This is a genomic window from Halomonas sp. TG39a, assembly GCF_000744395.1.
Lineage (GTDB): Bacteria > Pseudomonadota > Gammaproteobacteria > Pseudomonadales > Halomonadaceae > Vreelandella > Vreelandella ventosae_B.
Map to the genome: position 1 here is coordinate 3920960 of NZ_JQLV01000001.1, position 24830 is coordinate 3945789.

At 50.7% G+C, this 24830-nt stretch carries 27 protein-coding genes and 1 other RNA gene; 23 read left to right on the forward strand and 5 right to left on the reverse strand.

The genetic code is table 11. The annotated features are described in order from the left end of the window. The first annotated feature begins 20 nt into the window (after window positions 1-20). The 5 genes from U738_RS17675 to U738_RS17695 all read left to right on the forward strand — a co-directional run bounded on the left by U738_RS17675 (window position 21) and on the right by U738_RS17695 (window position 4100). Entirely contained in the window at window positions 21-248 is a 228-nt protein-coding gene (locus tag U738_RS17675; protein WP_035582856.1) for a DUF2835 family protein, read from the forward strand. 7 nt (window positions 249-255) lie between these two features. Further along, window positions 256-663, forward strand: coding sequence for a hypothetical protein (locus U738_RS17680; RefSeq protein ID WP_035582860.1), 408 nt, complete (start codon window positions 256-258; stop codon window positions 661-663). A 127-nt stretch (window positions 664-790) separates the two neighbouring features. After that, window positions 791-1366, forward strand: a complete 576-nt coding sequence (locus U738_RS17685; RefSeq protein ID WP_035582861.1) for an antibiotic biosynthesis monooxygenase — start codon at window positions 791-793, stop codon at window positions 1364-1366. 214 nt (window positions 1367-1580) lie between these two features. Beyond that, on the forward strand, window positions 1581-2252 hold the full coding sequence (locus U738_RS17690) for a glutathione S-transferase family protein (protein ID WP_035582862.1): 672 nt from the start codon (window positions 1581-1583) through the stop codon (window positions 2250-2252). Window positions 2253-2261: 9 nt separating this feature from the next. Next, window positions 2262-4100, forward strand: a complete 1839-nt coding sequence (locus tag U738_RS17695) for a putative bifunctional diguanylate cyclase/phosphodiesterase (protein ID WP_035582863.1) — start codon at window positions 2262-2264, stop codon at window positions 4098-4100. 77 nt (window positions 4101-4177) lie between these two features. On the opposite strand, the gene nhaD is transcribed toward U738_RS17695, so the two are convergent. Beyond that, complete coding sequence (gene nhaD / locus U738_RS17700; protein WP_035582864.1) at window positions 4178-5656, reverse strand: sodium:proton antiporter NhaD; 1479 nt, start codon at window positions 5654-5656, stop codon at window positions 4178-4180. Between the two features lie 449 nt (window positions 5657-6105). Here nhaD and U738_RS17705 point away from each other — a divergent pair, with 449 nt between their 5' ends. After that, entirely contained in the window at window positions 6106-7083 is a 978-nt protein-coding gene (locus U738_RS17705; RefSeq protein WP_035582865.1) for a TAXI family TRAP transporter solute-binding subunit, read from the forward strand. 88 nt (window positions 7084-7171) lie between these two features. On the opposite strand, the gene U738_RS17710 is transcribed toward U738_RS17705, so the two are convergent. After that, the gene (locus tag U738_RS17710; RefSeq protein WP_035582866.1) at window positions 7172-8128 is read right to left on the reverse strand and encodes a calcium/sodium antiporter; all 957 of its coding nucleotides are present in this window, start codon (window positions 8126-8128) and stop codon (window positions 7172-7174) included. 369 nt (window positions 8129-8497) lie between these two features. Between U738_RS17710 and U738_RS17715 the strand changes: the two genes are divergently transcribed. The 3 genes from U738_RS17715 (at window position 8498) to U738_RS17725 (ending at window position 10203) form a co-directional block, all read left to right on the forward strand. Then, window positions 8498-8704 carry a cold-shock protein gene (locus U738_RS17715; protein WP_007111857.1) on the forward strand — a complete coding sequence of 69 codons (207 nt, stop codon included), beginning with the start codon at window positions 8498-8500 and terminating at the stop codon, window positions 8702-8704. Window positions 8705-8932: 228 nt separating this feature from the next. After that, window positions 8933-9646, forward strand: a complete 714-nt coding sequence (locus tag U738_RS17720) for a metal-binding protein ZinT (RefSeq protein WP_035582867.1) — start codon at window positions 8933-8935, stop codon at window positions 9644-9646. Window positions 9647-9804: 158 nt separating this feature from the next. After that, entirely contained in the window at window positions 9805-10203 is a 399-nt protein-coding gene (locus tag U738_RS17725) for a lysozyme inhibitor LprI family protein (RefSeq protein ID WP_035582873.1), read from the forward strand. A 48-nt stretch (window positions 10204-10251) separates the two neighbouring features. Here U738_RS17725 and U738_RS17730 read toward each other — a convergent pair whose 3' ends face one another. Continuing rightward, on the reverse strand, window positions 10252-11058 hold the full coding sequence (locus U738_RS17730) for a helix-turn-helix transcriptional regulator (RefSeq protein ID WP_235208658.1): 807 nt from the start codon (window positions 11056-11058) through the stop codon (window positions 10252-10254). A 176-nt stretch (window positions 11059-11234) separates the two neighbouring features. On the opposite strand from U738_RS17730, the gene U738_RS17735 reads away from it, so the two are divergent. The 12 genes from U738_RS17735 to U738_RS17795 all read left to right on the forward strand — a co-directional run bounded on the left by U738_RS17735 (window position 11235) and on the right by U738_RS17795 (window position 22690). After that, the gene (locus tag U738_RS17735; RefSeq protein WP_035582875.1) at window positions 11235-12599 is read left to right on the forward strand and encodes an APC family permease; all 1365 of its coding nucleotides are present in this window, start codon (window positions 11235-11237) and stop codon (window positions 12597-12599) included. A 13-nt stretch (window positions 12600-12612) separates the two neighbouring features. Continuing rightward, complete coding sequence (locus U738_RS17740; RefSeq protein WP_172821693.1) at window positions 12613-13500, forward strand: carbon-nitrogen hydrolase family protein; 888 nt, start codon at window positions 12613-12615, stop codon at window positions 13498-13500. Window positions 13501-14068: 568 nt separating this feature from the next. Beyond that, a complete protein-coding gene (locus U738_RS17745; RefSeq protein ID WP_035582876.1) occupies window positions 14069-14371 on the forward strand; it encodes a hypothetical protein in 303 nt (100 codons plus the stop codon). A gap of 610 nt (window positions 14372-14981) precedes the next feature. Beyond that, window positions 14982-15872, forward strand: coding sequence for an endonuclease/exonuclease/phosphatase family protein (locus tag U738_RS17755; RefSeq protein ID WP_050713986.1), 891 nt, complete (start codon window positions 14982-14984; stop codon window positions 15870-15872). Between the two features lies 1 nt (window position 15873). After that, the gene (locus U738_RS17760) at window positions 15874-16347 is read left to right on the forward strand and encodes a hypothetical protein (RefSeq protein ID WP_035582888.1); all 474 of its coding nucleotides are present in this window, start codon (window positions 15874-15876) and stop codon (window positions 16345-16347) included. Window positions 16348-16496: 149 nt separating this feature from the next. Next, window positions 16497-18116 (forward strand): DUF5677 domain-containing protein, encoded by a 1620-nt coding sequence (locus U738_RS17765; RefSeq protein ID WP_152561148.1) that lies wholly within the window; start codon window positions 16497-16499, stop codon window positions 18114-18116. 176 nt (window positions 18117-18292) lie between these two features. Further along, window positions 18293-18880 carry a hypothetical protein gene (locus U738_RS17770; protein ID WP_035582891.1) on the forward strand — a complete coding sequence of 196 codons (588 nt, stop codon included), beginning with the start codon at window positions 18293-18295 and terminating at the stop codon, window positions 18878-18880. Window positions 18881-18992: 112 nt separating this feature from the next. After that, window positions 18993-19772 carry a hypothetical protein gene (locus U738_RS17775; RefSeq protein ID WP_035582893.1) on the forward strand — a complete coding sequence of 260 codons (780 nt, stop codon included), beginning with the start codon at window positions 18993-18995 and terminating at the stop codon, window positions 19770-19772. A gap of 21 nt (window positions 19773-19793) precedes the next feature. Continuing rightward, window positions 19794-20210 carry a hypothetical protein gene (locus U738_RS17780; protein WP_035582896.1) on the forward strand — a complete coding sequence of 139 codons (417 nt, stop codon included), beginning with the start codon at window positions 19794-19796 and terminating at the stop codon, window positions 20208-20210. Window positions 20211-20219: 9 nt separating this feature from the next. Further along, a complete protein-coding gene (locus U738_RS17785; protein WP_035582901.1) occupies window positions 20220-20900 on the forward strand; it encodes an AbiU2 domain-containing protein in 681 nt (226 codons plus the stop codon). Window positions 20901-20996: 96 nt separating this feature from the next. Beyond that, a complete protein-coding gene (locus U738_RS17790) occupies window positions 20997-22040 on the forward strand; it encodes a hypothetical protein (protein ID WP_035582902.1) in 1044 nt (347 codons plus the stop codon). Between the two features lie 92 nt (window positions 22041-22132). Next, window positions 22133-22690: a hypothetical protein gene (locus tag U738_RS17795; RefSeq protein WP_035582903.1), complete on the forward strand. Its 558-nt coding sequence runs from the start codon at window positions 22133-22135 to the stop codon at window positions 22688-22690. Window positions 22691-23044: 354 nt separating this feature from the next. On the opposite strand, the gene ssrA is transcribed toward U738_RS17795, so the two are convergent. Both ssrA and smpB read right to left on the reverse strand, forming a co-directional pair. Continuing rightward, window positions 23045-23425: a transfer-messenger RNA gene (gene ssrA, locus U738_RS23035) on the reverse strand. 45 nt (window positions 23426-23470) lie between these two features. Beyond that, window positions 23471-23962, reverse strand: coding sequence for an SsrA-binding protein SmpB (gene smpB, locus U738_RS17800; protein ID WP_007111854.1), 492 nt, complete (start codon window positions 23960-23962; stop codon window positions 23471-23473). A gap of 125 nt (window positions 23963-24087) precedes the next feature. On the opposite strand from smpB, the gene U738_RS17805 reads away from it, so the two are divergent. Continuing rightward, window positions 24088-24522: a type II toxin-antitoxin system RatA family toxin gene (locus U738_RS17805; protein WP_035582904.1), complete on the forward strand. Its 435-nt coding sequence runs from the start codon at window positions 24088-24090 to the stop codon at window positions 24520-24522. Then, window positions 24512-24829 carry an RnfH family protein gene (locus U738_RS17810; RefSeq protein ID WP_035582905.1) on the forward strand — a complete coding sequence of 106 codons (318 nt, stop codon included), beginning with the start codon at window positions 24512-24514 and terminating at the stop codon, window positions 24827-24829. Before U738_RS17805 ends, U738_RS17810 begins: the two co-directional genes overlap by 11 nt. The last annotated feature ends 1 nt before the right edge of the window (window position 24830 follow it).

Below are 24830 nucleotides of genomic sequence, written 5' to 3' on the forward strand. Positions count from 1 at the left end.
GTTTGCACGATGCAGACCCTATGCAAACCATTGATGTATTCATTAATCTGAACTACGACGAGTGCCTAGCCCATTACGAAGGGCGTATTGCCAACGTACGTACCCGCAGCGTGGATGGCCGTTGGGTGGTATTTCCCGCTGAGGCGATTCGCCGGGTGGTGGGGCGTGATGGGGTACGCGGTATTTATCGATTAAGTTTTTCTGAGCAGGGCCGATTTATTAGCATTAATCCCTTAACCGGACGTTGAATTGCCTATGCACCGCCTTGGAACACCGGTCACCTTACATGACCTCATTTATTCCATTATTCCCAATTTAAACAGCGCTGAAAAGTTAGTTTTTGCGACGCTAGAAAATTTGATCGAAGCTGCTTCGAACCCGTTGGATATCCTTAAACGCACCGATCAGCGCCAGGCGTTTGGGCTGGAAATTCATCGTATACGGATGAACCTTGAGCACCTGCTGGGCCGTTACCGGGCCGAGGTAGATGCCGTGCTACGCAGCGAAGGCGAGTATACCGGCCCGGTAGTAGAACCCGACCCCCAAGAGGCCGATGCCATTCGTAGCGCGGTGGAAATCTATATACACGTATGCGCTTTCCAACGTGGGGAGCGTCCCCATCCTATTCCTGGGCGTGAAACCTCGCCGCGTTATCGGCTATAGCGCAACATTCACAGCATGGCATCAACATTGCTTGTATAATGTGACCATTCGGCTTTCAGGGTTACCCCCTTGAAAGCAAACGGCCTGCCTACCCGGCGCTGGCTGTGGACACATTAGGAGATATACCATGTCTGCCTCACCTGTCACATTGATGGTGGCTCGTCGCGTTGAGCACGGCCGCTACGCTGATTTTAATCGTTGGCTGAACGAAGGGCGCGAGCTGGCGGCCGATTTTACTGGCTACCTCGGCTCCGGCGTATTGGCGCCACCGGCTGACGACGATGAATACCAGATTATATTCCGTTTTAGCAGCAGTGAAACCTTAGCCGCCTGGGAACACTCAGCCTCACGCCATGCGTGGTTGGCGCGCGGTAAGGGCTTGTATGAAGCGCCCCATGAGCACCGGGCCACCGGGCTGGATGCGTGGTTTCAAACCGGCAGCAGCGCCCCGCCGCGCTGGAAGCAGGCCGTGGCCGTGTGGCTGGCTTTCTTTCCTATCTCGCTGATTTTTCAACTGGTATTTGGTGGCGTACTGGCCGATTGGACGCTGGTGCCGCGGGTAGTGGTGAGCACGCTGATGTTGACCCCGGTGATGGTGTTTGTGTTTATTCCGCTCTCTATGCGTTTACTGGCGCCCTGGTTGCAAGGTAAGTGGTCTCCGTTGGATTTGCTGGCGCGTTGGCGCCACGCGCAGCGGTCTTAATGCTCCGGTCTTAATGCACTGTCTTTAATACACAGTTCTTAATAACCACTGATTGCGTTCGCGCTTCCATGGGGTTCGACGTTGCGTTGATACTCACCTGCGTTTATTGCGCCTATGATGATGGGCTTTATGGTACTAAGCTAAATGTGCCTGTAAACAAAGGATAAGTGTCGCCAGTGCAAGCTGGTGCGCAACTCAGCCCCATGGAGAGTTTATGATCCACGTTCACCATCTGGAAAAGTCTCGTTCGCATCGCATCCTGTGGCTACTTGAAGCCCTTGAACTGGACTACGAATTGGTGGTTTACCAACGCGATGGCAAAACACAACAAGCGCCCGACGCACTGAAAAAAATCCATCCGTTGGGTAAGTCTCCGGTGATTACCGATGGCGATCTCACTGTGGCTGAGTCAGGAGCGATCATTGATTACCTTGTGCAGCGCTATGGGCAGGGCCGCTGCCAGCCTTCGTCGGATGATATGCGTGCTTGGGTGGATTACCGCTACTGGTTGCACTATGCCGAAGGCTCATTCATGCCGTTGCTGGTGATGCAGCTTGTGTTCAGCCAAATTCCAAAACAGTCCCCCTGGCTGATTAAGCCGCTGGCGAAAGGGATTAGCGATACAGTCAGCAAGCGCTTCCTGACACCGCAGATTAAACGGCACCTCAACTTTATTAACCAACACTTGTTGGCGGAGGGCAACTTTGGTGGGCCGTGGCCCAGCGGCGCCGATATGCAAATGAGTTTCCCGCTTCAGGCGGTGGCCGCCATCCAGTCGCTGGAAAGCTATCCTGCCATAGCGGCGTTTGTGTCACGCATTGAGCAAGACGCCGCTTGGCAGCGAGTGGTAGAGCGGGCAGGCCCCCTTACCATGCCGGGTCAGTGACCAGCCGCTATGGACTATTTTGCCTCGTCTGCAGCGCTTCCGGCGGAGCTGATACGCAGTATTGATGGCTACCTGGGGCGTTGGGGTATCGCCTTGCTGCTCGTTTTTCTTCTTTTGGCGCTGCTGGGCAATCTGTTGCTCAAGCGGCGTATGCGGCATAACCGGGCGCTACTCCAGTCCAATCAAGAGATGCTGACGACGATTCTGGATAGCGTTGATGCGTTTATTTATATCAAGTCGCCGTCCCTGGAGTATCAATACGTTAACCGTCGTATTAGCGATCTATTTGGTCTGCCTGCCGACAAAATTATCGGTAAGCGCGACGAGGCCTTTTTTGATCCCGGAAGCGCTGCTGAAATCAAGCAGGTTGATCGCAATGTCTTGGATTCAGGAAAAAAAGTGACGGTAGAAGAGAGCAATATCTTGCAGGGCGAAAGCCGGGTAAGAACGTTCTTATCGATTAAAATGCCGCTTGCCATGTCACCCGGCGCTCCTCCTTCCCTGTGCGGTATTTCGACCGAACTCACTGACTACCTCGAAATGCAGTCGCACACCCACTACCTGGCCTTCTACGACTCGCTAACCGGGCTGCCCAACCGGCGGCAGCTGATGGACGCCTTAACGGCCGCGATTGAGCATGATGAGTGGGCTGCGTCCTATAGCGCGGTAATGGTAATCGACCTGGATAATTTCCGTTTAGTGAACGATATCCAGGGCCACGAGAGTGGCGATCAGCTATTGATTAGCGTGGCTGAACAGCTACGTCAGCGGCTTGAGCCAGAGGTAACGCTAGCCCGTTTTAGTAGCGATGAGTTTGTTGTGCTGATCAATGATCTGGGCGAGCAACAGACGAACGCTGCACTAAAAGCCGAGCGTGTGGCGCGCCAACTACTGGAAACCATTGCACAGTTAAGAACCAGCCACTCGTTACCAATCAGTGCCAGTATTGGCATTGCGCTGTTTATCGGAGGAGGCGAGCACAGTATGGATAGCGTGCTGCAACAGGCTGATATGGCGTTGCAGCAGGCGAAAAGCACGGGCGGCAACACGCTGTGCTTTTTTAATACGGATATGCAAACCAGCGTGCTGGAAAGGGCCAGTTTAGAGGCTGACTTGCGTAAGGCGCTGGAGCGCAACGAGCTGGCGCTGCATTACCAAGTGCAGGTCGACCATCAGGGCGTGACCACTGGCGTAGAGGCGTTACTGCGTTGGTACCACCCTCTGCGAGGCTGGGTCTCCCCCGCGACGTTCATTCCACTTGCGGAAGATACTCGGCTGATTGTGCCGATCGGTTACTGGGTGCTGCGGTCAGCCTGCGAGCAGCTAGCCAAATGGTCGCATCAAGCGGCCTACGCGCCATTAAGTATTTCCGTCAACGTGAGTTCCGTGCAATTTCAGCAGCCAGAGTTCGTGCGTGATGTCGAGGCGCTGCTAGCCGAAACTCAGGCGCCGCCTAGCCGTTTGGTGCTAGAAGTCACTGAAAGCCTGTTGATGCGTGAGCCAGTCCGGGTGCGCAATACGATGTTGAAGCTGCGTGCTAGGGGGATCCGCTTTGCGTTGGATGACTTTGGTACCGGTTACTCATCGCTGAGTTATCTGAAGCGCTTACCGTTGGATGAGTTAAAAATTGACCAATCTTTTATTCACGAATTGCTCACCGATAAGACAGACGCAGCGATTGTGGATACCACCATTCTGCTGGCAGTGAGTTTAGGCTTAACTGTGGTGGCGGAAGGGGTGGAGAAACAAGAGCAGCTCGACTGGTTAAGGGGCCACGGCTGTTACCGCTATCAAGGCTACCTATTGGGTCGCCCGACGCCCATTGAGTACCTGTTTGAAAGCTATTAAAAACCCCCTTTTCAGCCAGGTGAAAAGGGGGTTAAGCGTGCTGCTAATATTAAGTGCTGTGCTTAACTGAGCTGTGCTTAACTGAATAGCGCAAAGCTCTCTGCGTTAAGCCACATATGCACCAAAATGCTGGCAATGTAACCGAGTAAAATAACCGGCGACCAGCGCAAGTGGCCCATAAACGTATAGGAACCCCTGGCTTGACCCATCACGGCCACACCGGCCGCGGAGCCAATCGATAGCAAACTGCCCCCGACACCCGCGGTTAGAGTAATCAGCAGCCATTGGCCATGGGACATATCGGGCTCCATGGTCAGCACTGCAAACATCACTGGAATGTTGTCGACAACCGCCGAGACCACACCCAGTGTAATGTTGGCTGCCGTCGCGTTCCAACCGGTATACAGCGCTTCTGAAAGCAAGCCCAAATAGCCCATAAAGCCAAGCCCGCCAACGCACATCACCACCCCGTAGAAGAACAGCAGTGTGTCCCACTCGGCGCGTGCCACGCGGTTAAATACATCAAACGGCACTACGCTACCCAGCTGTTGAAGTTTGCGTTCATCCCCTCGGCGACTATAGCGCTCACGCTTACGCTCTAAAGAGCGGGGCAGGCTGCGACGCAGGTAGTAACCAAAGAACTGCAAATAGCCGAGGCCGGTCATCATGCCCAGTACCGGTGGCAGATGAAGCACTACGTGACATAACACAGCCGTCACAATGGTTAATAAAAACAGCCCCACAATGCGCCTGGCGCCGCGTTTCATCCACACATCTTCATAAACGCTTTCGGGTTTTTCATCCTTGATGAACAGGCTCATGATGCAGGCGGGAATCAGGAAGTTGACCAGGGCAGGGAAGAACAGAATAAAGAAATCCTGGAAGGCAACCATACCCGCTTGCCACACCATCAAGGTAGTAATATCGCCGAACGGACTAAACGCGCCCCCCGCGTTGGCGGCCACCACAATATTGATACAAGCCAGGTTAATATAGCGCTGGTTGCCTTCGGCCACTTTGGTTACCACGGCGCACATCAGCAGGGCCGTGGTGAGGTTGTCGGCAATCGGCGACAGCACAAAGGCGAGACCGCCGGTCAGCCAAAACAGCGTCCGGTAGTTGAAGCCCTTGCGCAGCATCCAGGAGCGCAGGGCATCGAAAACGCGGCGCTCTTCCATGGCGTTGATGTAGGTCATGGCCACCAGCAAGAACAGCATCAGCTCGGTGAACTCCAAAAGCGTGACGCGGAAAGCGTACTCAGACGCGTCCGACATACCGTTTTGGACATACACCCAGCCGATGAGGCTCCAGATGATACCGGCGGCCACTAGCACCGGCTTAGACTTGCGCATATGGATCTTTTCTTCCGCCATGACTAGCGCATAGGCCAGGACGAAAATCGCAACAGCGAAAAAGCCAACGGCAGAGGTGGTTAGATCTAATTCACCGGTTACGGCAAAAGCACTGGGGCTTACGCCTAATAGTAAGGCCGCTAACAAAAAAAGCCAGCGACGATATAATCGTGGCTGGCAAGAGGGTTGGCACAACGTAGGCATGTGACGTTCTTCCTCATGGTTAAGTTGTCAGGAGTGGTGTAAAAACGGACTTATCTTATCAGCCTATATTGCGCCGCAATACCTTATTAAAACGAACGAAAGTAGTTCTTCTTAAGGTAATAGCATCTTTTTTTAGGAAATTAATCTTTTAGGTAATGGTAAATTTCCCAGTATTAGTTCTATAAAAAAGTTAATAGACAGTTCATTATTATACTATCGCCGCATAGCATTGTTGAGTAAGTTTCAGAACATATATCTTTTACAGCTAATGTTTGGATTTAAACTATATGTCCGCGGATGTGGCGAGGGCGGGGTAAGGCGCGATGGCGTCGCGTGCCCGGCTGAGCGCAGTCGTGCTATGTTGAGCAGCGCCATGCTCTCAGCTTGATCAATAGCCAAAACAGCTGGTGACGATAAAACAAGGCCGATTTACGTTAAGGAATAACACAATGCGCAACCCCTTTTGCTTCCTACGCCATGCGCTTGGCGTTTCGGCAGCGACGCTAGCGCTGGCAAGTCTCGCTTTCTCCGCCCAGGCTGAAACCCGCGTGACCTATAAATCAGCCGCGGCGGGTACTTCCTACTATCTAATGGGAGTAGAGCTCTCTGAAGCCGTCCGCAAAGGGACGGATGATGCGATTATTCTCGCCTCGGAAGAGAGTCAGGGGTCTGTACAAAACGTAATGGAAGTATTGGCTCGCCAAGGCAATTACGTGTTCACCTCACCGTCAGCTTTAATTGAGCAGGCCATGGCTGGTGAAGGGGATTTTGCCGAGCGCCCGCATCTTCGTTTCCAAGAGATTCGTGGTTTATTTCCGTTGCCCCCTATGACCATGCACTTTGTGCTTGCAGGCGATAAAGGCGACATTAATTTTTCCGCGCTGGAAGGCAAACATATATTGATTGGGCGAGGCACCTTCAGTGCTCGTGAGGCAACTCGCTACCTGGGGTTGTTTGACCTGGACGAGGGCGTCCGAATCGCTGATGCGGCTATTAACAGCGGGCCCGATGCGCTCAAAAACGGCCAGATTGATGGCTTTGTTACCGCGAGTGCCTACCCCTCGCCCGGTGTGATCGAGGCGGCTGGCAGTCTGCCTATCTCGTTGGTCAGCCTGACCGACGAACAAGTCGAGCAAACCGGGGCGTTACGCCAATTGATACCCGGCGGCACTTACCCTGGCGTTAACAACGATGTCCAAACGACGTCGCTCCCTGTGATTGCCTACACCACCACGGCAATGGACGACGAAACTGCCTATACGCTAACCAGAACGTTTTGGGAGCGCCTCGATGCAATGGCAGAAGAGGCCCCGTGGTGGAGCAGTATTACCCCCGATATGTTGGCAAACATGACCGGGATGCTCCACCCAGGAGCGCTGCGTTACTACCAGGAAGCAGGTATCGAGGTGCCTGACGCACTGCGTTAGCCTTTTAACTAGCTCGTTACACTGATCGCCCCGGTGCTTCTATGTCAGGCGGCGCGCTAGCCGCCAAGGGCGACCAGAGCTACGAATGTCAAAAAATCGTAAAGCTTAACGCGATATAAGCCGCATAACCTGCGAGTAATACGGCGCCCTCCCAGCGTGATAAGCGCATGCCGGTATACAGGAACAGCACCAGTACACCGGCGGCACCTAGCATTACCCACTGATCAAATAAGACGACCCGCTCGACCAGCGGCAGTGGTTGCAAGAAAGCTGAGATGCCCAAAATGCCCAGCAGATTAAAAATATTGCTGCCGAGAATGTTACCCACCGCCACATCAGCATGGCGGCGTAGGGCCGCAATCACCGATACGGCCATTTCAGGCAGCGAGGTACCCACAGCCACAATGGTTAAGCCGATCACCGCTTCGGAAATCCCCATAGCCTGCGCTATGCCAATGGCGCCAAAGAGCAGCAGTTGCGAACCGCCAATGAGCATGCCCAGGCCGATCACCAGCGCCAAGGCAATCATCCACCCGGTGGTGGGTAGCTTGGTCATTTCATCCGCTTCAGCGGTGTGCATATCCGCTGCGGGAACGTGATGGCGGCTTTCACTGATATACGCCCAAATAAGGTAGCCAACCAGCCCCACTAGGAAAATGCCGGCATCTGCGCGTCCTAGAGCGCCGTTAAACGAAAGCCCAATAAACAGCAGGCTGGCGAGTACCACCACCAGGCCATCCCGGCGCAGTGCTAAAGGTTGAACCACCATTGGGCTAATAACGGCGCACATGCCCAAAATCAATAAGATATTGCCGATATTACTACCCACAATATTGCCAACCGCAATATCAGGCTGCTGATTAATCGCAGCATCAATCGAGACAACCAGTTCAGGGGCCGAGGTGCCAAAACCCACCACTACTAGCCCGGTGAGCAGTGGCGAAACCCCGACCCTTCGCGCGCCCGCCACCGCGCCGCGAATAAGCGACTCCCCACCTAGGGTCAGTAGCACAATACCCGCCAACAAACTAAGTCCGTATAGCATGTTCAAACCTCTTCCAGAGTGCTCGCCAGGCCGCGAATAATGCGGGATTCACCGGGCAAGCCAAAGCGCGCCAGGCGGTCGAATTAAGGGTGCCTAGCTTATCGGCAAGATTACGACTATTTTGGCTAATTTGCGCGGTTTAAAAGCGGTTATGAGAGCCAGGACTGCAAATTAAAAAACACAAAGGCTTTGACCTGCTGCTGACTACGTGGCAGGATGAGCCCAGTTAGTAAGTTAGCAAGCAAGCATGGTTCCAGAAACATTCGAATTCTTTCGGTAGTCTGTAATTGTATTCCTTGTTCTACTCACTATTTATCTGGGTAATACCAGGATTCTTACAATTCGCGACTTGCGAAAAGGATTTATATCATGGCAACTGGCACAGTTAAGTGGTTCAACGATTCTAAAGGCTTTGGCTTTATCGCTCCTTCTGACGGCAGTGATGACGTTTTTGCTCATTTCTCTGAAATTCAGTCTGACGGCTTCAAGACCCTGCCGGAAGGCGCTAACGTCTCTTTTGACGTTACCCAAGGTCAGAAAGGCCTTCAAGCTTCAAACATCAAGCTGCTTTCTTAATCCTAGCGATTATGTAAGCTCTCGAATCTTCTAGATTCGATGATCGGGCCCCGCGTAAGCGGGGCCCGATGCGTTTGTGTCTGCTAATTTTATTGTTTCTCTTTCAATGTCTCCTTTCTTGCTGAAGTGCCCGACATCGGTAGGAATGTGTTTGATTAATGGTATGTTATATTATATCTTTAAAGTGGAAATGCATTATTTTGTAATCGACAAAAGGAGAGATCGGAGATGACAGCATTGCCACTTAAGAGCACCAGCGCGCTTGTATTGAGTGCTTTGATACTGACGGGCATTCAAGGCGTTAGCGCCGACGATCATGGCCATGAGCATGAGCATGAGCATGAGCACGATCATACTCATAACGACCACGACCACGACCACGACCACGACCACGACCACGACCACGATAGCGATATCTATTCGGGCTATTTTGATGACGACCAGGTTGAGGATCGCGCGCTATCTGACTGGGAGGGTGATTGGCAGTCCGTTTATCTCTACCTACAAGATGGCACCCTTGACGAAGTGTTTGCGCATAAAGCAGACAATGGTGACAAGACCGCCGAAGAGTATAAAGCGTATTACGATACCGGTTACCAAACGGATGTAGAGCGTATCGTTATTGATGGAAGCGACGTCACTTTCTTTGAAAATGGCCAAGAGCGCACGGGTGAATACCAATACGATGGCTATGAAATTTTAAATTACCAAGCCGGTAACCGGGGTGTGCGGTTCATCTACGCGCTTGAAGAAGCATCCGATGAGCTACCCCAATACATCCAATTTAGTGACCACAGTATTTACCCCACCGATGCGCATCACTTCCATCTCTATTGGGGCGATGACCGTGAGGCGTTGTTAGAAGAAGTTACCAACTGGCCGACTTATTACCCATACGAGTTGAGCGGTGAAGAAATTGTCGAAGAAATGATTGCGCACTAGCGGTTACCGCCTAAGCGAAAAACATCTTTTGATGTGTACCTAGAAAGCGCTGGCCGAGATGCCGGCGCTTTGCTTTATTAGTACAGGGTAAATACAGCTTCGTGGACATGTGCTAACTTTTTCCGGTTCGGATTTAACCAGCATCAAGAGGTGTCACTATGCGCTTATCGTCTCTCTTTCTGAGTGTCGGGTTTTTGCTATCAAGTAGCTTTGCTACCGCGGATGATTCGTGCGCTAGCGCCAATACGCAAACCGAGCTAAACCAGTGTACGGCGCAGGCCTATCAAGCGGCGGATGACGAGCTCAACACGGTTTACCAAACCGTTGTTAGCCGTCTGGAGGACAATTCAGCGTCACTCGAGAAGCTCCGAGCGGCGCAGCGGGCGTGGATCGGCTTTCGTGATGCTGAGTGCGCGTTTGAAAGTAGCGCTGTGGAAGGCGGTAGCGCCCAACCCATGGTGCGTAACGGCTGTCTGGAAACGCTGACAGCGGAACGCACTGAACAACTGCGCGAGCATGCTAGTTGTGAAGAGGGCGATCTCAGCTGCTCTCGGTAAACGGTGGTCAAGCGCTAGAATGCAAACCGTTGCCCCGAGGTACAGGTGTCATCCGTGCTCGGTCAGCCGAGCGAACAGCGGCATAAGCAGCGCGAAGAGCTCCGCCTGGGAGGAGATGCAGCACTTGGCGTAGAGTTGGCGGCGGAAGACCTTAACTGTCTGAAGGCTGACGCCCAGGTGTAGGCTGATCGATAGGGATGAGTGGCCTCTTAGAATAAACAGCGCCACCTCCGCCTGGCGCGGGCTTAGCCGGATGCTGTGTTGCTGATTCAGCGCCTCTCTCAGGCGTTCCTCTACTGGGGCTGGTGCCGCTTTCATCACATTGTCAGAGCGGTAATCCTGCCAATGTTTTTTCAGCAGCGAGCTGAGGGTCATCCCGTACTGCCGCAAAGCCTGTAGTTCTCGCTTGTTGAAAGGCTTGCCGCTGGAGCAGTCTCTGCCCAAGCAGGCGGTTAGTGTGACACTTTCGGTGATGCTAGCGAAAACCGCCACTTCGTCTAGTAGCGTGGTTTGCTGGTAGTAATTTTTATAGTAATGCGTGCGCCTAAAGTGATCGGGCGCCACGTCCATCAATCGACGAATACCCTGCACACTGCCCCTGAGATGCTCGCGGTAAAAGGGGTCCAACAAGTAAGCTCCCCCCAGATATTGGCTATCCATGGGTAGATAGACGACAGGGTCGGTGTACTCTCGATAGAGCACCGCGGGCCGATGTTCACCGTGGTAAGCGATGATGATCAAGTTATCGAATGCCGCTAGGCATTTCACCAGGCTGGAGAAATATTGAGGCAGCTCAGGGGTCGCTAACGCCATGATGGCGTTGGCCAGTTCCTCGTCATGTTCGCTATGCGTCACCCGTTCCACATCCGCAGGCCCATACCACTCTGGGGTTATATACGCTCAAGTTGGCTGCCAATACCGTTCTAAGGAGATCGGCTACCTTTTGTCGCAGTCTAGCTGCATTGCAACAACGTCAGCAACTGTGAGGGCAATTGCCCGATGTCGGTTCCAACGTTTCCTGGAGATGGATCATGACGGATAACAATATCAAACTGGAAAGAACTCTATCACTCAAAGCAGTGGTGCTGTTTGGCTTGGCTTACATGACGCCATTGATCGTGCTGGGCACCTTCGGGGTCATTGCCAGCACTAGCAATGGCGCCGTACCCACCGCTTACCTGATCACCACCGCGGCCATGCTATTCACGGCCTACAGCTATGGCATTATGGCGCGCACCTATCCGGTATCAGGCTCTGCCTATACGTATGCCCGCAGGGCTATCGACTCCAGGGTCGGCTTTATGGTGGGTTGGAGCGTGCTGCTGGATTATTTCTTCCTGCCCATGGTGATCTGGTTGATCGGCGCTGCTTACTTGAATGCGCGCTTTCCTGACGTGCCGAGCTGGATATTCCTGCTCGGCTTCATTGGTATCACCACCTTCCTGAATATCTACGGCATCAAGCTCGCGTCCAAAGTGAACTCGTTGCTGATGGTGTTCCAGATATTGGTGATCGCTTTCTTCGTGCTGCTGTCTATTCGTCACGTATTTGCGACCGGTGGCAGCGATGCGCTTTTTAGCCTGGGGCCGTTCTTGGGTGAAGAGGCTGGCTTTACCGCGATTGCTGCGGGCGCCGCGGTGGCCGCTTACTCTTTTCTTGGCTTCGACGCCGTCACCACACTGACCGAAGAAACCATCGACCCGAAGCGCAATATCCCTAAGGCCATTATGCTCACCGCGCTGATCGGCGGGGGTATTTACGTACTCGTGGGCTACACCACCCAGCTGGTGCATCCTGGCAGCAGTTTCGTAAATTCCGACTCCGCCGCCTTTGAGATTGCCACGACCATCGGTGCGGATCTTTTCGGCGCTATCTTCCTGGCCGGCATGGTGCTTGCCCAGTTCACGTCCGGCCTGGCCGCTCAAGCCAGTGCCTCTCGGTTGCTGTTTGCCATGGGGCGGGATGCGGTATTGCCGCCTAAGCTGTTCGGTGCGCTGCACGCGCGCTTCCACACGCCAGTGTTCAATATCGTGTTAACGGGCGCCATTGGCATCATTGCCTTGTTCCTTGATGTGTTATCGGCCGCATCGTTTATCAACTTCGGTGCCTTTATCGCCTTTACGATGGTGAACCTGTCAGTGATCTTTCTGGTCAGCAAAGACGCCGATGCAAGGCGCCAGTATGGTGTGCTGAGAGGAATGGTGGTGCCGCTCATCGGTGCCCTGGTCAACCTTTGGCTGATGAGTAAGCTGGATATCAACGCCTTTATTCTGGGCCTGATCTGGCTTTCAATCGGTCTCGCCCAACTGGCCTACCTGACCCGCTTTTTCCGTCGCGAGCCGCCGGAAGTGGCCTTTGATGAATCAGAGCCCGCCTCGGTAAAAGCGACCCTTTAAACGGAGATTCACTATGTCCAGAAATTTGCCTGTCCTTGTAGTGCAGGAAGCCTCGCGGCCGCACGGCATTGACTCCGAACTGCTGGACTTTGAGGCCGCGCTGGCGGTGCACCTGAGCGACTTCGGTGCCGATTTTGAACAGCCAAGGATGGTGGTTTATCCGGAGCTCCATCTATGCGGCGCCACGGGTACGCCTCAGCAGCGCAAAGAGCAACTGGAAGCCGCGGCTGAGCCGATCGATGGCCCCCGTCACCAGCACTTGTCACGTATCGCCCGCAACCTGGGAGTATGGCTGCTGCCCGGCACGGTATGCGAACGAGGTGAGGACGGGCATCTGTACAACACCGCGCCGGTGTATTCGCCTGAAGGTGAGCGAGTGGCTGCCTACCGTAAGTGCTTCCCCTGGCGTCCTTATGAGCCCTATCAGCCGGGAGATCGCTTTGAAGTGTTCGAGGTGCCGGGCATAGGCCGGATCGGCCTGGCCATCTGCTACGACATCTGGTTCCCCGAGACGGTACGTCAGCTAGCGTGGCTGGGGGCGGAGGTGATCATCAACCAAGTGGCCACCACCACCTGCGACCGCGCCCAGGAGCAAATCCTTGTGCAGGCCAATGCTATTTTCAACCAGGTGTATATGGTGAGCGCTAATTCAGCCGCGCCTGCGGGAGAAGGTCAGAGTTTGATCGTCGACCCCGAAGGCCGCATCCGCGCCAGTATGCCCGGCGCCACCCCGGGCATACTCACCGATGTACTTAACATTGATGAGGTCGAGCGTGTGCGTACCTTCGGCACCGCGGGCCTAAACCGCATGTGGTCTCAGTTCCGGGAGGATGACCCAGTGCTGGAGTTACCCATGTACGAAGGCCGCATTGATCCGCGTAAGTGGAGGGAAAGGCGTTAAACAGCCGATCACCACTTTCTCCAACCCCGCGTTATACCCACTCCGTGCAACTATGCCATCATCCAGGTGATGGCTATTACCTGCAATAAGTTGATTGTTCAGATCGCTGAGCATCTAACCCGCCCAGCGGTAAATGTTACTTCTTCTCGCATCTGTATCCAGATATCCCGTTCAGTCCGCCTCCACGCAAGGGCAAAGAATGGGGTTGGATATCGCGTTTACTAAGAGCCTTTTTATCCCTAGCAGCTCCCGCTGACCTAACAACGTCGGCGTTGAAAGCCCAACCTAAGATAATCAGCCGTCTTAAGAACACTGTGCTAATCTGGATTCGGTAGGGTGGGTGAGTTCAGCAAGACAGATAATCGCCCAAGGCGGAGGTGCAGGGTAATAAGGGAGGCGCGCGAATTTTGGATATGTAGCCTAATAAAAATTAGCAAAAATACCTATCAATGACTTAGAGTGGATTTTGTAGGCTGCATTTGTCGGGTAAACGTGCCTGCATGTTTATCCAATCATAGGATGGGCAGTCTAATACCTGTTAGTTCTTAATGAATTTTAGGAGAATTCGATGAAGATTAAGTATGGGATCGATTATCAGTATCTTCCAAAGGGCTCAGCCCGCCCGTTGGATGACGGTGAAATAGTTGGTATTGAAGCCACTAGCGAGTCAGGTCAGGTAATATTGCCCAACGTTGGAGACTACGTACACATTGACAATTCTGCTGACGGAGGCCAACGCAGTAAATTCTCAGGGAAGGTTAAGTCCCGGTTATTCAATTATGTTCGCATTAACGACGAAGAGGTGTTTTGCGGAGTTAACATCGTTGTTGAAGAGACAGACGACGACTGGGGTAAGCTTATCAAGGAGTAGAACTAACAATCGCAGGCACCGCGACGGATTTTTCGTTGCGGCTTCGCCTTCACTACAAAGCCGCGCGTGCTGCTGGCGTTAGGGGCAACAATGGCTTCGATAGATGAACTAAGACAAGTGATAGACGAGTTCAATAGGAAGTATCCACGACCGTTCATGGCGCCCATCGAGTTGAACGGTCCTTACAATCTTCGAACTGAATACTGTAATCCCTACCCAAATGGGAATTTGCCAGGCGTATACGTTATCTGTAACAGCGACAGAAGGATTTTGAGAATCGGCAAGGCTTCGTGTCGGAGTACCATAACGGTACGATTGGGAGCATATTTCAAGTGGGGGGATGGTGATTGTGAAGGTAAGCCTAAGCATCCGGGTTATGAAGATGCTACTTTCGTATACACAATTGGCGTCGATGCTGATCGTGCGTTTGAGGTAACAGCAATTGAAGAATATCTGATTGGCCGTCTGGATCTGCCTTACAACTGGATTGGGCGGAAAAAGCCCTAACCAAGCGGTCAACGGGACCGCTTTTCCGCGCCGCCTTTGGCTCTGCTCCAAAGCGGCCCGTTACCTTCAGCGTTAAGCAATGGCGAGTAATAAGGAAAGTCGTTTGAACCAAGATGACAGTTTGATATTTACATGGTGGAATACAAGTCTTGCACCATCAGCGAAATCAAGAGCTTCTCCTGAAGACAGAGAGCTTGTCTGTAATGTTATTCGCTTTCTCATCAATGTGAAAAGATCAACCTTTATTGCATTGGGGGAAATATCTACCGAAGATGCTCAATACTTAATAGAAGCTTGTGCTATTGAGGGGTATGAGTACAAGATCGGGGTTTCGAGTTCTGGACGTTCTTCGTTTGACACATGCTATATTTACGATGTTTCAAAAGTCGCATTGTTAAATGTTTCTAATATTGAGAGCCAAAAGGGTAAAGGTAAAAAGAGGATTGCCCAGCGCGTAGATTTGTTGGTAGGTGAGTGCTTAACGCCATTCTATTTGTTCGTGTCGCATTGGCCGAGCCGATTATGGTGTTCAGAAGGTGACCCGAATAGGCATCTTTATGGAATCCGGTTGCGTGATTCAATTGATGCTCTCATTGAGGAGCATGGAGAGCCTCCATATATAGTTTTATTGGGGGACTATAATGATGATCCATTTGCAGATTCTTTAAGTCAGCATGTTATGGCGACAAGAGATTTAAAGCTCGCATCTAAAAGGGATGAGCTATTTTATAACCCTTTCTGGAAGTGCCTAAGTCAAACTCAGTGGGATTATGAATGCTCTGGGAGCTACTTTTATCGTAATGGACAAGTTACTCAGTGGCATACATTCGATCAGATAATTTTTTCGCATGCATTTATACAAGGAAAGCATTGGCGACTAACAACTGACTTTGAGCATGTTGTTCAAGTACCCGGTGTAGTGGAGGCTATCATAAATAGAAAAAGTATATTCGATCACGTTCCTGTTTCAGGTCAGGTAGAGAAGGTATATTGATATGGTTGATTTCAAAAAATTCCTTGAAAAAGGGTTGAGCGCAGCAGAGAAAGCTGAAGCCAACAAAGCTGAGATAGACTCTGTGTTTGAAGAGCTTAATCAGCAGATGGATGAGGCAACTAATGGAAAAATATATATTTCGCGTGTTGAGTTCTATGTAAATAGCCCTATCGCTGATTTGGCCTCGCTGGCTAACTTAAGGCCTAGGGAAAAATATACGGCAATTGCAGCCAAAAACCGAACCATTCAAGATTGTGAATATAAGCAACTGGCTAAATGGAAAATCGACAGAAACGGATATCCTTGTACAATAATTCTAGACCGCGATGAGATGTACTGTGAGGATAAGACGTCCCTTGAAAAAAATCTGCAACGCTTATTGAGTGACCCAGTCGTGGGTGATCAGATATATAAGCTTTTAAGCATGGTAGCCGCTGCCGAAGAAGATGGGGATGAAAATGAAGATGATGCTTAACAAGGCAATGCACGCGACAAGCGCGTGATTGCGGCGTTATACGTTTCCGAATTTCTCCGACACTCGAACTTTGAGGCCGAAGATTGAAGTCGAAGTTTTGTCTGCCATCATGAGGCTGGACAGAAAGTCGTAGACGCAGGAGGGGGCATGTGAGTAACCGCGCAAAGAAAAAGCGAAATAAGTCAGGGAAAGGGGGCCGACGTAAGGATTCTCGTTTTTCTTCCTTAAATATCAGCATGATCGATCAGCACAAGCGCGACGGAAGCAAGCTGGTACCTCCGCTGGCACAGATCCCGAATATGGCGACATCTTCTTGGTCGGACCACCATATGCCAGAAATGCTTTGGGCCGTCCTCCTTTCTGGTGTTCTCGAACGGCGGCATTATTTAGAGATTCTACGGAAGGTTGCGATTCATTGCCGGAGCTGGTTCCTGATAGAAGATGACGAAATCGCCGAAGAGAAGTCACCTGATCCAGAGGTAGGCCTTAACTTCTCGATTATTGTTGATCAAACGAAGTTGGCTGAAGTTTCAGATGAGGAGTTCCATGATTTCATCAAAATACCTTTAGCTCACCCATCAGGTTATGCGGCCCTTCGGCCGATTCTCCTTATTAATAGTCTTCCTGGAATTGAAAGATGGAAGAAATACCTAGATGAGGAACCAACAGAACATGACTGGAACACGCTTGCCCGAGTCACTGCTAATGTGCTCGATCACCAGTCCGAAGCATCTACCGACATTCGGTGGTTTAAGGTCATCATTGCCATCATCTCGGGTCGAATGCGCTTCCCAGCCTCTTTTGAAGAGCGGCTTGAGGAATTTCGGTTATTTCCTGACAAGGGCGACATGAGATCAGTGCGCCCATCAATCCGCTCTATGGAAATGTCTCTCCGTCGAAGTCATACGGCGGAATGGATTGAGCAATACTGGGAACAAGTACTTCGCGATACAGTTTGTATAGATCCCTCGGAAGGTGAAGGCTACACGTTCAAAGAAACCGAGATTGACCCCGATACTCTCTATGCTGCTCGCGATGGGGTTATTGAAAACTTTCGGCGAAATATTCGAGCGGAACGCGTTGACTCCCGGCTGGACTCAGCTTTCGGGCTAGTGCTTTACGCTCTTGGCATTTTAGAAGAGATTGGGATGCATCGCATCCACACGAGGATCGTTGGTGCTTTAGCGCTTCGGTCCCTAGCTGAGGTTTCCATAACGTTTCGCTATCTTGCAAAAACCGACTCGCCTGAAATGTGGCAGTCGTATCGAGTCTATGGAGCTGGTCAAGCAAAGCTTGCTTTCTTGAAAATACAGCAGACTCATGGCGACCTACCGAATTTTCTCGATGAATCCACGCTTCACTCGATTGCTAACGAGGATATATGGCAAGAATTTGTAAACATCGACGTCGGCCATTGGGCGAGTAGCAATTTGCGAAAACTTGCAATCGGCAGTGGTGCGAAGGATATCTATGACAAGTACTATGATTGGTCTTCGAGCTACATTCATGGAAATTGGGCAGCGGTACGGGACACGAACTTTGTGACCTGCCACAACCCACTTCATCGGCTGCACCGGATACCAAGGGTGGCTCACCGGGAGTTAAATTCGGTGGAGCCAGATGCAATTGAATTAGTTAATGAAATGATCATCGTCCTAGAGCGGCTTTTTCCTGGCGGGGAGAAAGTTTCTCCTGTCACTTTGAGAGAGCATGAAGCGGAATCTACAACACCAAATGCCGCCCAGGATAGTGACTCAACGAATGAGTAAGCAAATAATTGGTATAGAATCTTTCGCTGGACTCGGCTCGGGCTGAAGGGCGTGCCGCATAACAAGTAGTTGCAGTTCGTTCCGGGCCTGAAGGCCCTCCACCGGACAGCCTTGTCGCCGCTTCGCTCTGCCAAGGCTGTCGCTGAACAACGGCGTTATGCAGTAGGGAGAAATTGATGGCAGTGGTGGACGGCCGGATTTGGCCACCTTATGAAGCGTTCTATATCAATGGGATGTTATTTAATGCCCAGTCTGCTTTTCGCTCGATTGCTCGTATTTCCCATGCTTTCGAAGACCTGCCGGAAACAGCGATGGTAGAGGGGCTTGACCGGGTCCTTACTCACAATATTCTAAATGACTTGCAGAATATTATTGTTCATGGTGCGGCATTATCTCGCTATTTCTGGCCAGTTCGAAAAGGGCACGAAGAGCGTGGAGCACATCTACGTGAGTCATTCAATATCAACGAGACTAACCCTCTTTTTTCGCGTGAGCTCAGAAATGCCATAGAGCACTTTGATGAGCGCCTTGATCGCTATCTATCTCAAGGCATCGTGGGAGTAGTGATTCCCGAGTATGTTGGTCCAAAGCCAATCGATGATGGTGTTCCAGGCCACTTGTTTCGTGCTTTCTTCACAGACGTTGGCATCTTTCGTCTTCTAGATAGCGATCACGAAATGGAGCCTATCGTCAGCGAAATCATTAGGATTAAAGACCTATTAGAGGAAGCTGATGCGAGTGGCAGTAGGCTACCAAATGCATAACCAGGCCAAGCAGAGCGACCCATTTTCCGTTCCGCCTTTGGCTCCACTCCAAATGGTCGTCTGTTGGCGGCGTTATGTGTGGTCACGCTGATGGAGAAAAAGGATAACCTTTGTGGATAGACGCTGGGGAATATCGATTGATATTGAAGGGTTTTCTGCTCTTTACGAGAGCGGTGAGACCGGGAAAAGCAAGGCGATATGGGCGTTACATGAGCTGATGGACGCAGTAATAAAAATTGGTCAGCGCGCATACCCAGGTGATATTGCTTTTAATGAAGCTGATCGGATTTTTGCCCACCAATTTGGTGATGGATTTGTTATTGTTTCAAACTGTGAAGAAACCGATTCTAGCAGGTGTATCGCAATCGCAACTGCGATAATGCGCCATATGGCGATAAGAGGATTTTGCACAAAAGCCGCTATCTCCGTTGGTGACATGGCTGACATTAATGGCTGCTACCCCGACTCGGTCAGATTCTCTGACAATGGAACTCTGCGGTTCGGTGCTGGTTTAATGACTACAATACCCGTAATGGGAACGGCTTTGACAAAGGCATACAAATTGTCGTCTCGTGTATCTGGCAACGTACTTGTAGTGGATAAGCTGGCATTTGAGCATATTCCTAACTTTTTGGTTGCTTCATGTAGTGCTGAATGCTGCTTTATCGATTGGCGCAGTGACAAACACGATCTTGCTCGGACGGTTTCGGAGAAGAGTGGCCTAGAATTTGGTGATAGAGATAAACTGTTAGATTTGTTTGAGCAATATATTGAAAAAGACCCCAAGCCGCCAGAAAAATGGATTAAGGGTAGCAGGGCATCAATTGGGGGAAGTCCACCGCCTTACGCTGCGCTCCAGGCGGCAAATTATGGCGGCGTTAGGCAGGTATGATCGTCAGATTAGGGGCTATCCATGTCTCAGAAGCTTTTGGCCAAGATCAATCAGGGTTGCCATGACACTGAGAAGGAGCTTTTGAACCTAATAGATAATGCAACTCGTCTGGAAAAGCAGAAGATATTGAAGGCTGCGCAACAAAGGCTAAAAATCATAGCTCCTGCCAAATACAGGCAGATCGTTGGACCGTTACACGTCCGAGACTCTATGGGTAGCAAAAGTTGCTATTGCTGTAACCCCACCTCTTTGGAACAAATAGCAAACGATATCGTTTCGGGCGATATACATTACGAAGCGCTGTTGTGCGATGCCTGCTGGGATGAGGATATATCGGTAGCATGGGGCACCTATGGCCCGTATGGTAAAAAACTGATAGACAAATGGACGTGGCAGGCTCTATGCACAGAAAGGGGCGACTGGAAGTTTGGAGCATGAGGGGGATTCTTGGATAAGGTTGAGGAAGCGCTCAAGCTATATCGAGATGAGGTTGCCACGGCTACCTGGGCGTTTTACGCATGGAAGCATTTGAACAATATTGGATCAAATGATCGAGCGGTAAGAAGCGGTTTAAATCGAAACGCGGCAACTTGGAACGTAATTACGCATTCCCTGCAGACGACATTTTTTATAACGATTGGCAGGCTCTTCGATATCGATGGCGATGCATTCTCGGTACACGCATTTCTCAGGTTTTGTATCGAAAACATTGATCAGTTCGCCTCTCAGCGTATTCGTGAGCGCAAGATGACTGACCAGAATGGTGTTGAGCCTGAGTGGTTAGAGGGCTACATGGAGAAAGTCTATGAAGCAAAGGAGCGAGATTTCCAGCGTCTGAGAGGAGAAGTAGCCAAACACCAAAGACGTTATGAAGAGATCTACCGACCGATACGGAACAAGTTCATGGCTCATAAGGAAATTGCATCTTTGTCAAATGTAACTGAGATATTTGGTCGGACCAATATTGGCGAAATCCAGAGTTTTTTAGCATTGTTCGGTCAAATTGAAAACATAGTTTTTGATCTAATGCACAATGGGAAGTTACAAAAAATCGGAGATTACGAACTCCGTGCAGAACAAAGAATGGAGCAAGATGTTATCTCTTTGCTAGATCGAATCAAGGCTTAACAATGCAAGTCACGGCGACGGCTACTGCATTGCGGCTTCGCCTCCATTCCGCAGCCGCGAGTGCTCAGCGGCGTTAAACGGTAAGTACAATCAACCATGATTTATGAAAAAACTTTGAAAAAGATTTGTCGCTTACCGAAAGTCACAGAAGATCTGATTCATTCCATATTTCTCAAGCATGAAAATTGCACGGTTCAAGTCGTCTCTAAGAACCTAGGGAAGCCCGGCTTTGAGATAACTACCAATGAGGGAACCTGCTTTGTAACTGAGAGAACCATTGATTATTACAACAAAAAATGGGGTCGAGTCACTGGGCTCCAACAAAGAATGCTTGGCCTATCTATACCTGTCCCTCTTTATATTGGTGAAGGGACCATTTCCAAAGAAATCCATGAGATAAACAAATCTAGCATCCCACTAAGCGACTCTGATGAATGGCTACACAGTAATTTCTCTATAGAGGTGGCATTAACCTATTTCCAACGTTACTTTAGCGTGAGCAATAGCTTCAAAGAATATAAAACAATAATTTTTGAAGCTATCGAAGCGTATTACATGGGAATGGATCATTTGGCAATAATGTCGCTTGTTCCAGTATTTGAAGCCGGATTAAGAAAAATTCAAAATTCGGTGCTGGGAATGAGCGCTCAAAATGTCAGCTCTAAAGAATTTGAAAAGGGTTTAAAAGAGCTATGCCTTGATTGGGGGCGGCGAAGAACTCGAGAATATATTTGGTATCCTGGTAAATCATATAATACCGCTGTGGAAGTTGATTTTCTAACTCACATATGTCCTCAGTCTGATGTAATAAATGCATTTAGGTTATTCTTTTCTAATGTCCTATACAAAAACAGCAATGAGGGGGTTGTTGGTTTAAATAGGCATATCATAGTTCATTTGCTCAGAAATGACTTTAATAACCCTGCAAATTTTTCACGCATCTTCTTGGCAATGACGCACATAACCTTCATAGAAAGTCTAAGCAACCAAGATGTGCCTTTCTTTTGGCCTGGGTACAATGACGATATCCAGGTAAACGAATTAAGTGTTTATATAAGACAATTATCCAAAAGCGTTGGTGAGCCTCGAAGAAAATTATTAAATCAAGCTGGCATTAGTAACTATAGCCATGGCGTTTAACAAGGCAAAGTACAGCGACAGCTATTCCGTTGCGGCTTCGCCTACACTATAGAGCTGCGCGTGTTGGCGGTGTTAGGACTCTTGAGGGAGTCATGGATATAACAAATAAAATTGCCGTTATTGCAGCAGCTATAGCTTTTGGCTCAGCGATGGTTTCAATTCTGGCCATCTATGTTCCTTGGCGAAATGCTCACGACGCAGAAATTTTTAAAGAGTCTGTCTTAGCGCTGGAAAGGGCATTTCGTTCCCTCATGTTGAACGCAGGCGAGGATGGACAGCCTGCACCCGATCGATTGAACTGGTTAACATCAGCAAGGCACATCGAGTCATACAAGTCACTGCGAAGATCACTTAAGACGGCCTTATATAAACGCCTCTCTCAGGAGCATGAAGAGCATTGGCGCTATGAGTTTTATCTAAAGCTCTTCAATAGGGAGCGCATGACTCAGGTTTCCTACTTCGAAGCGGGTCCCATCGAACCACGATCAGCGATTGTTATATACGGATTTGCCGCTTGGTCCCACACAAGGCAAGATCCAATCGACATCTTGAACCTAGAACAGCTTTTTCAGGAGTCCAATATTTTGAAAGGCAATTATGGGCTTCAGCAGTATCTGGCTAAGTTTCCGGAATTCGGTGGCGAAGCCTAACAATCGGCTGTTGTCGCCCCTTCGGGACTGGGAGGGCCTTTCCGCCGCCCCAAAGCCGGGCGTTAAAGCGCTATATCAGTGGCTCCTAAAAGGCCGCCCCTGGCCGATATCTGCCGTCGAAAAACAATCATAATCATAGTGCCGCAAACTCTGCCGAAAACGATATGGGCCTTAAGCGCAATGGCCAATAAACCGGCAGAAGGAGTAGGGCGACGAACCCACTGAATCCGCTCTGGCTAAAAATATAACTGAAAAATGTTGACCAAAAAGCTGACCACGCTATGCCTAAACAGGCCCTTTTCAGCCCATAGACACAAAAAAAGCACCCGTAGGTGCTTGATTTGTATAGTAAGGTGGTGGAGGCGGCGGGAATTGAACCCGCGTCCGCCAGCACGCTCCTATTGGCTCTACATGCTTAGATTCCGTCATTTAGTTTAGCGCGACTGACTCCGACGGTCAGGATTCAGCAACGCGAGCCTTCTAAAGTTTAACGGTTGGCGAGAAGACACCACCAACCGCGGTCCTATCAGCTTTAGCTCATATCCCCGCAGTGATGAATAGGCACATCACCTTGGGGCCAGACAAGAAGCTAACAGTGTTTAAGCTGCTAGCGCGCCTTGAGCGTAGTTTTCGTCATTTGCGACTATTTTTTCGTGATGTGGGATTTACGAGATACATCACGCTCTCGGCATGCACCTCAAGGGTTGTCACCGGCGTCGAAACCATGTCGCCCCCTTAATACAGGTGAACATTCTAACGTGCTCACAGCTGATTGACCAGTTATGCCTTGGTATGTTCCCGCATGATTCGACCTTTTTGACGATTCCAGTCGCGGTCTTTTTCTGTGGCGCGCTTGTCATGCAGCTGTTTACCGGTCACGAGCGCTAGCTCACACTTCACTTTATTGCGTTTCCAATAAAGTTTAAGGGGCACGCAGGTGTGGCCTTTGTCCTGGGTGACCGAAAAGATCTTGGCGATCTCTTTACGATGCAGCAGCAGTTTACGGGTGCGCGTCGGGTCGGCAATCTCGTGGGTGCTTGCCGTGTTAAGCGGCATAACATGACTGCCCAACAGAAACGCCTCGCCGTTGCGCACCAAAATGTAGGTATCGGTGAGCTGAGCTTTACCGGCCCGCATGCTTTTAACTTCCCAGCCAGCGAGTGATAGGCCTGCCTCGAAGGTTTCGTCGATATGATATTCAAATCGGGCCTTCTTGTTTTGGGCAATGACGCTGCTACCGGGACCTTTACTGTTACCTTTCTTAGTGGCCATGGAACCTCATAATTAATCTGTCAGTGGCATCCCCTTCGTTATTAGGGGAGGCGTGATACCATTTAGGGTCTGAAAAATGTTTCCCATGATACGCTTTGGGCACTGTGAAGTCAGCGGAGAGGTCAATGCCAACCGTCAATCGTTCCGCCTTAGTGCGGCACACCCCCCAGAAAATGTTCGATTTGGTTAACGACTTCGAACGCTACCCGGAGTTTTTGCCAGGCTGCCGACAGGCGCGTTTGCTCGAACATGATGATGTGCATCTGATCGGCGAAATGACCCTTGGGCGCGCCGGTGTCGAACAAACCATCACCACGCGCAACGACCTCTTCGCGCCTGAGCGTATAGAGCTGTCGCTGGTCAAAGGTCCTTTCAAGCGACTTAAAGGTCGCTGGCTGTTTATCCCCATGGGGGAGGGCGCCTGTAAAGTGAGCTTGGAAATGGAGTTTGAGTTCGCCAATCGTTTGCTCGGCATGGCGTTTGGGAAACTCTTTCAGCAAATAGCCGGGCAGTTGGTCGATGCCTTCACCAAGCGCGCAAACGAGCTGTATGGGCGCTGAAACGCTAGCCATTGAGGTAGCCTTTGCGCTTCCATCTAAACAGCGCATAGTGGCTCTGAGGGTGCCTGAGGGCACGACTGCGCGCCAAGCCGTTGCCTTGGCTGATTTGCCAACGCTGTTTCCCGAGGTGCCCGGCGATACGTTTGCCGAGGCACCGCTGGGGATCTTCGGTAAGGCGCTACGCAACCCCGATACCCAGCCGTTACGCGACGGGGATCGGGTCGAGGTTTACCGGCCATTAGCCATTGACCCCAAAGCCGCTCGCTTAGAGCGCGCTAAACGCCAAGCGAGCGACCCGGTGCGGTAGC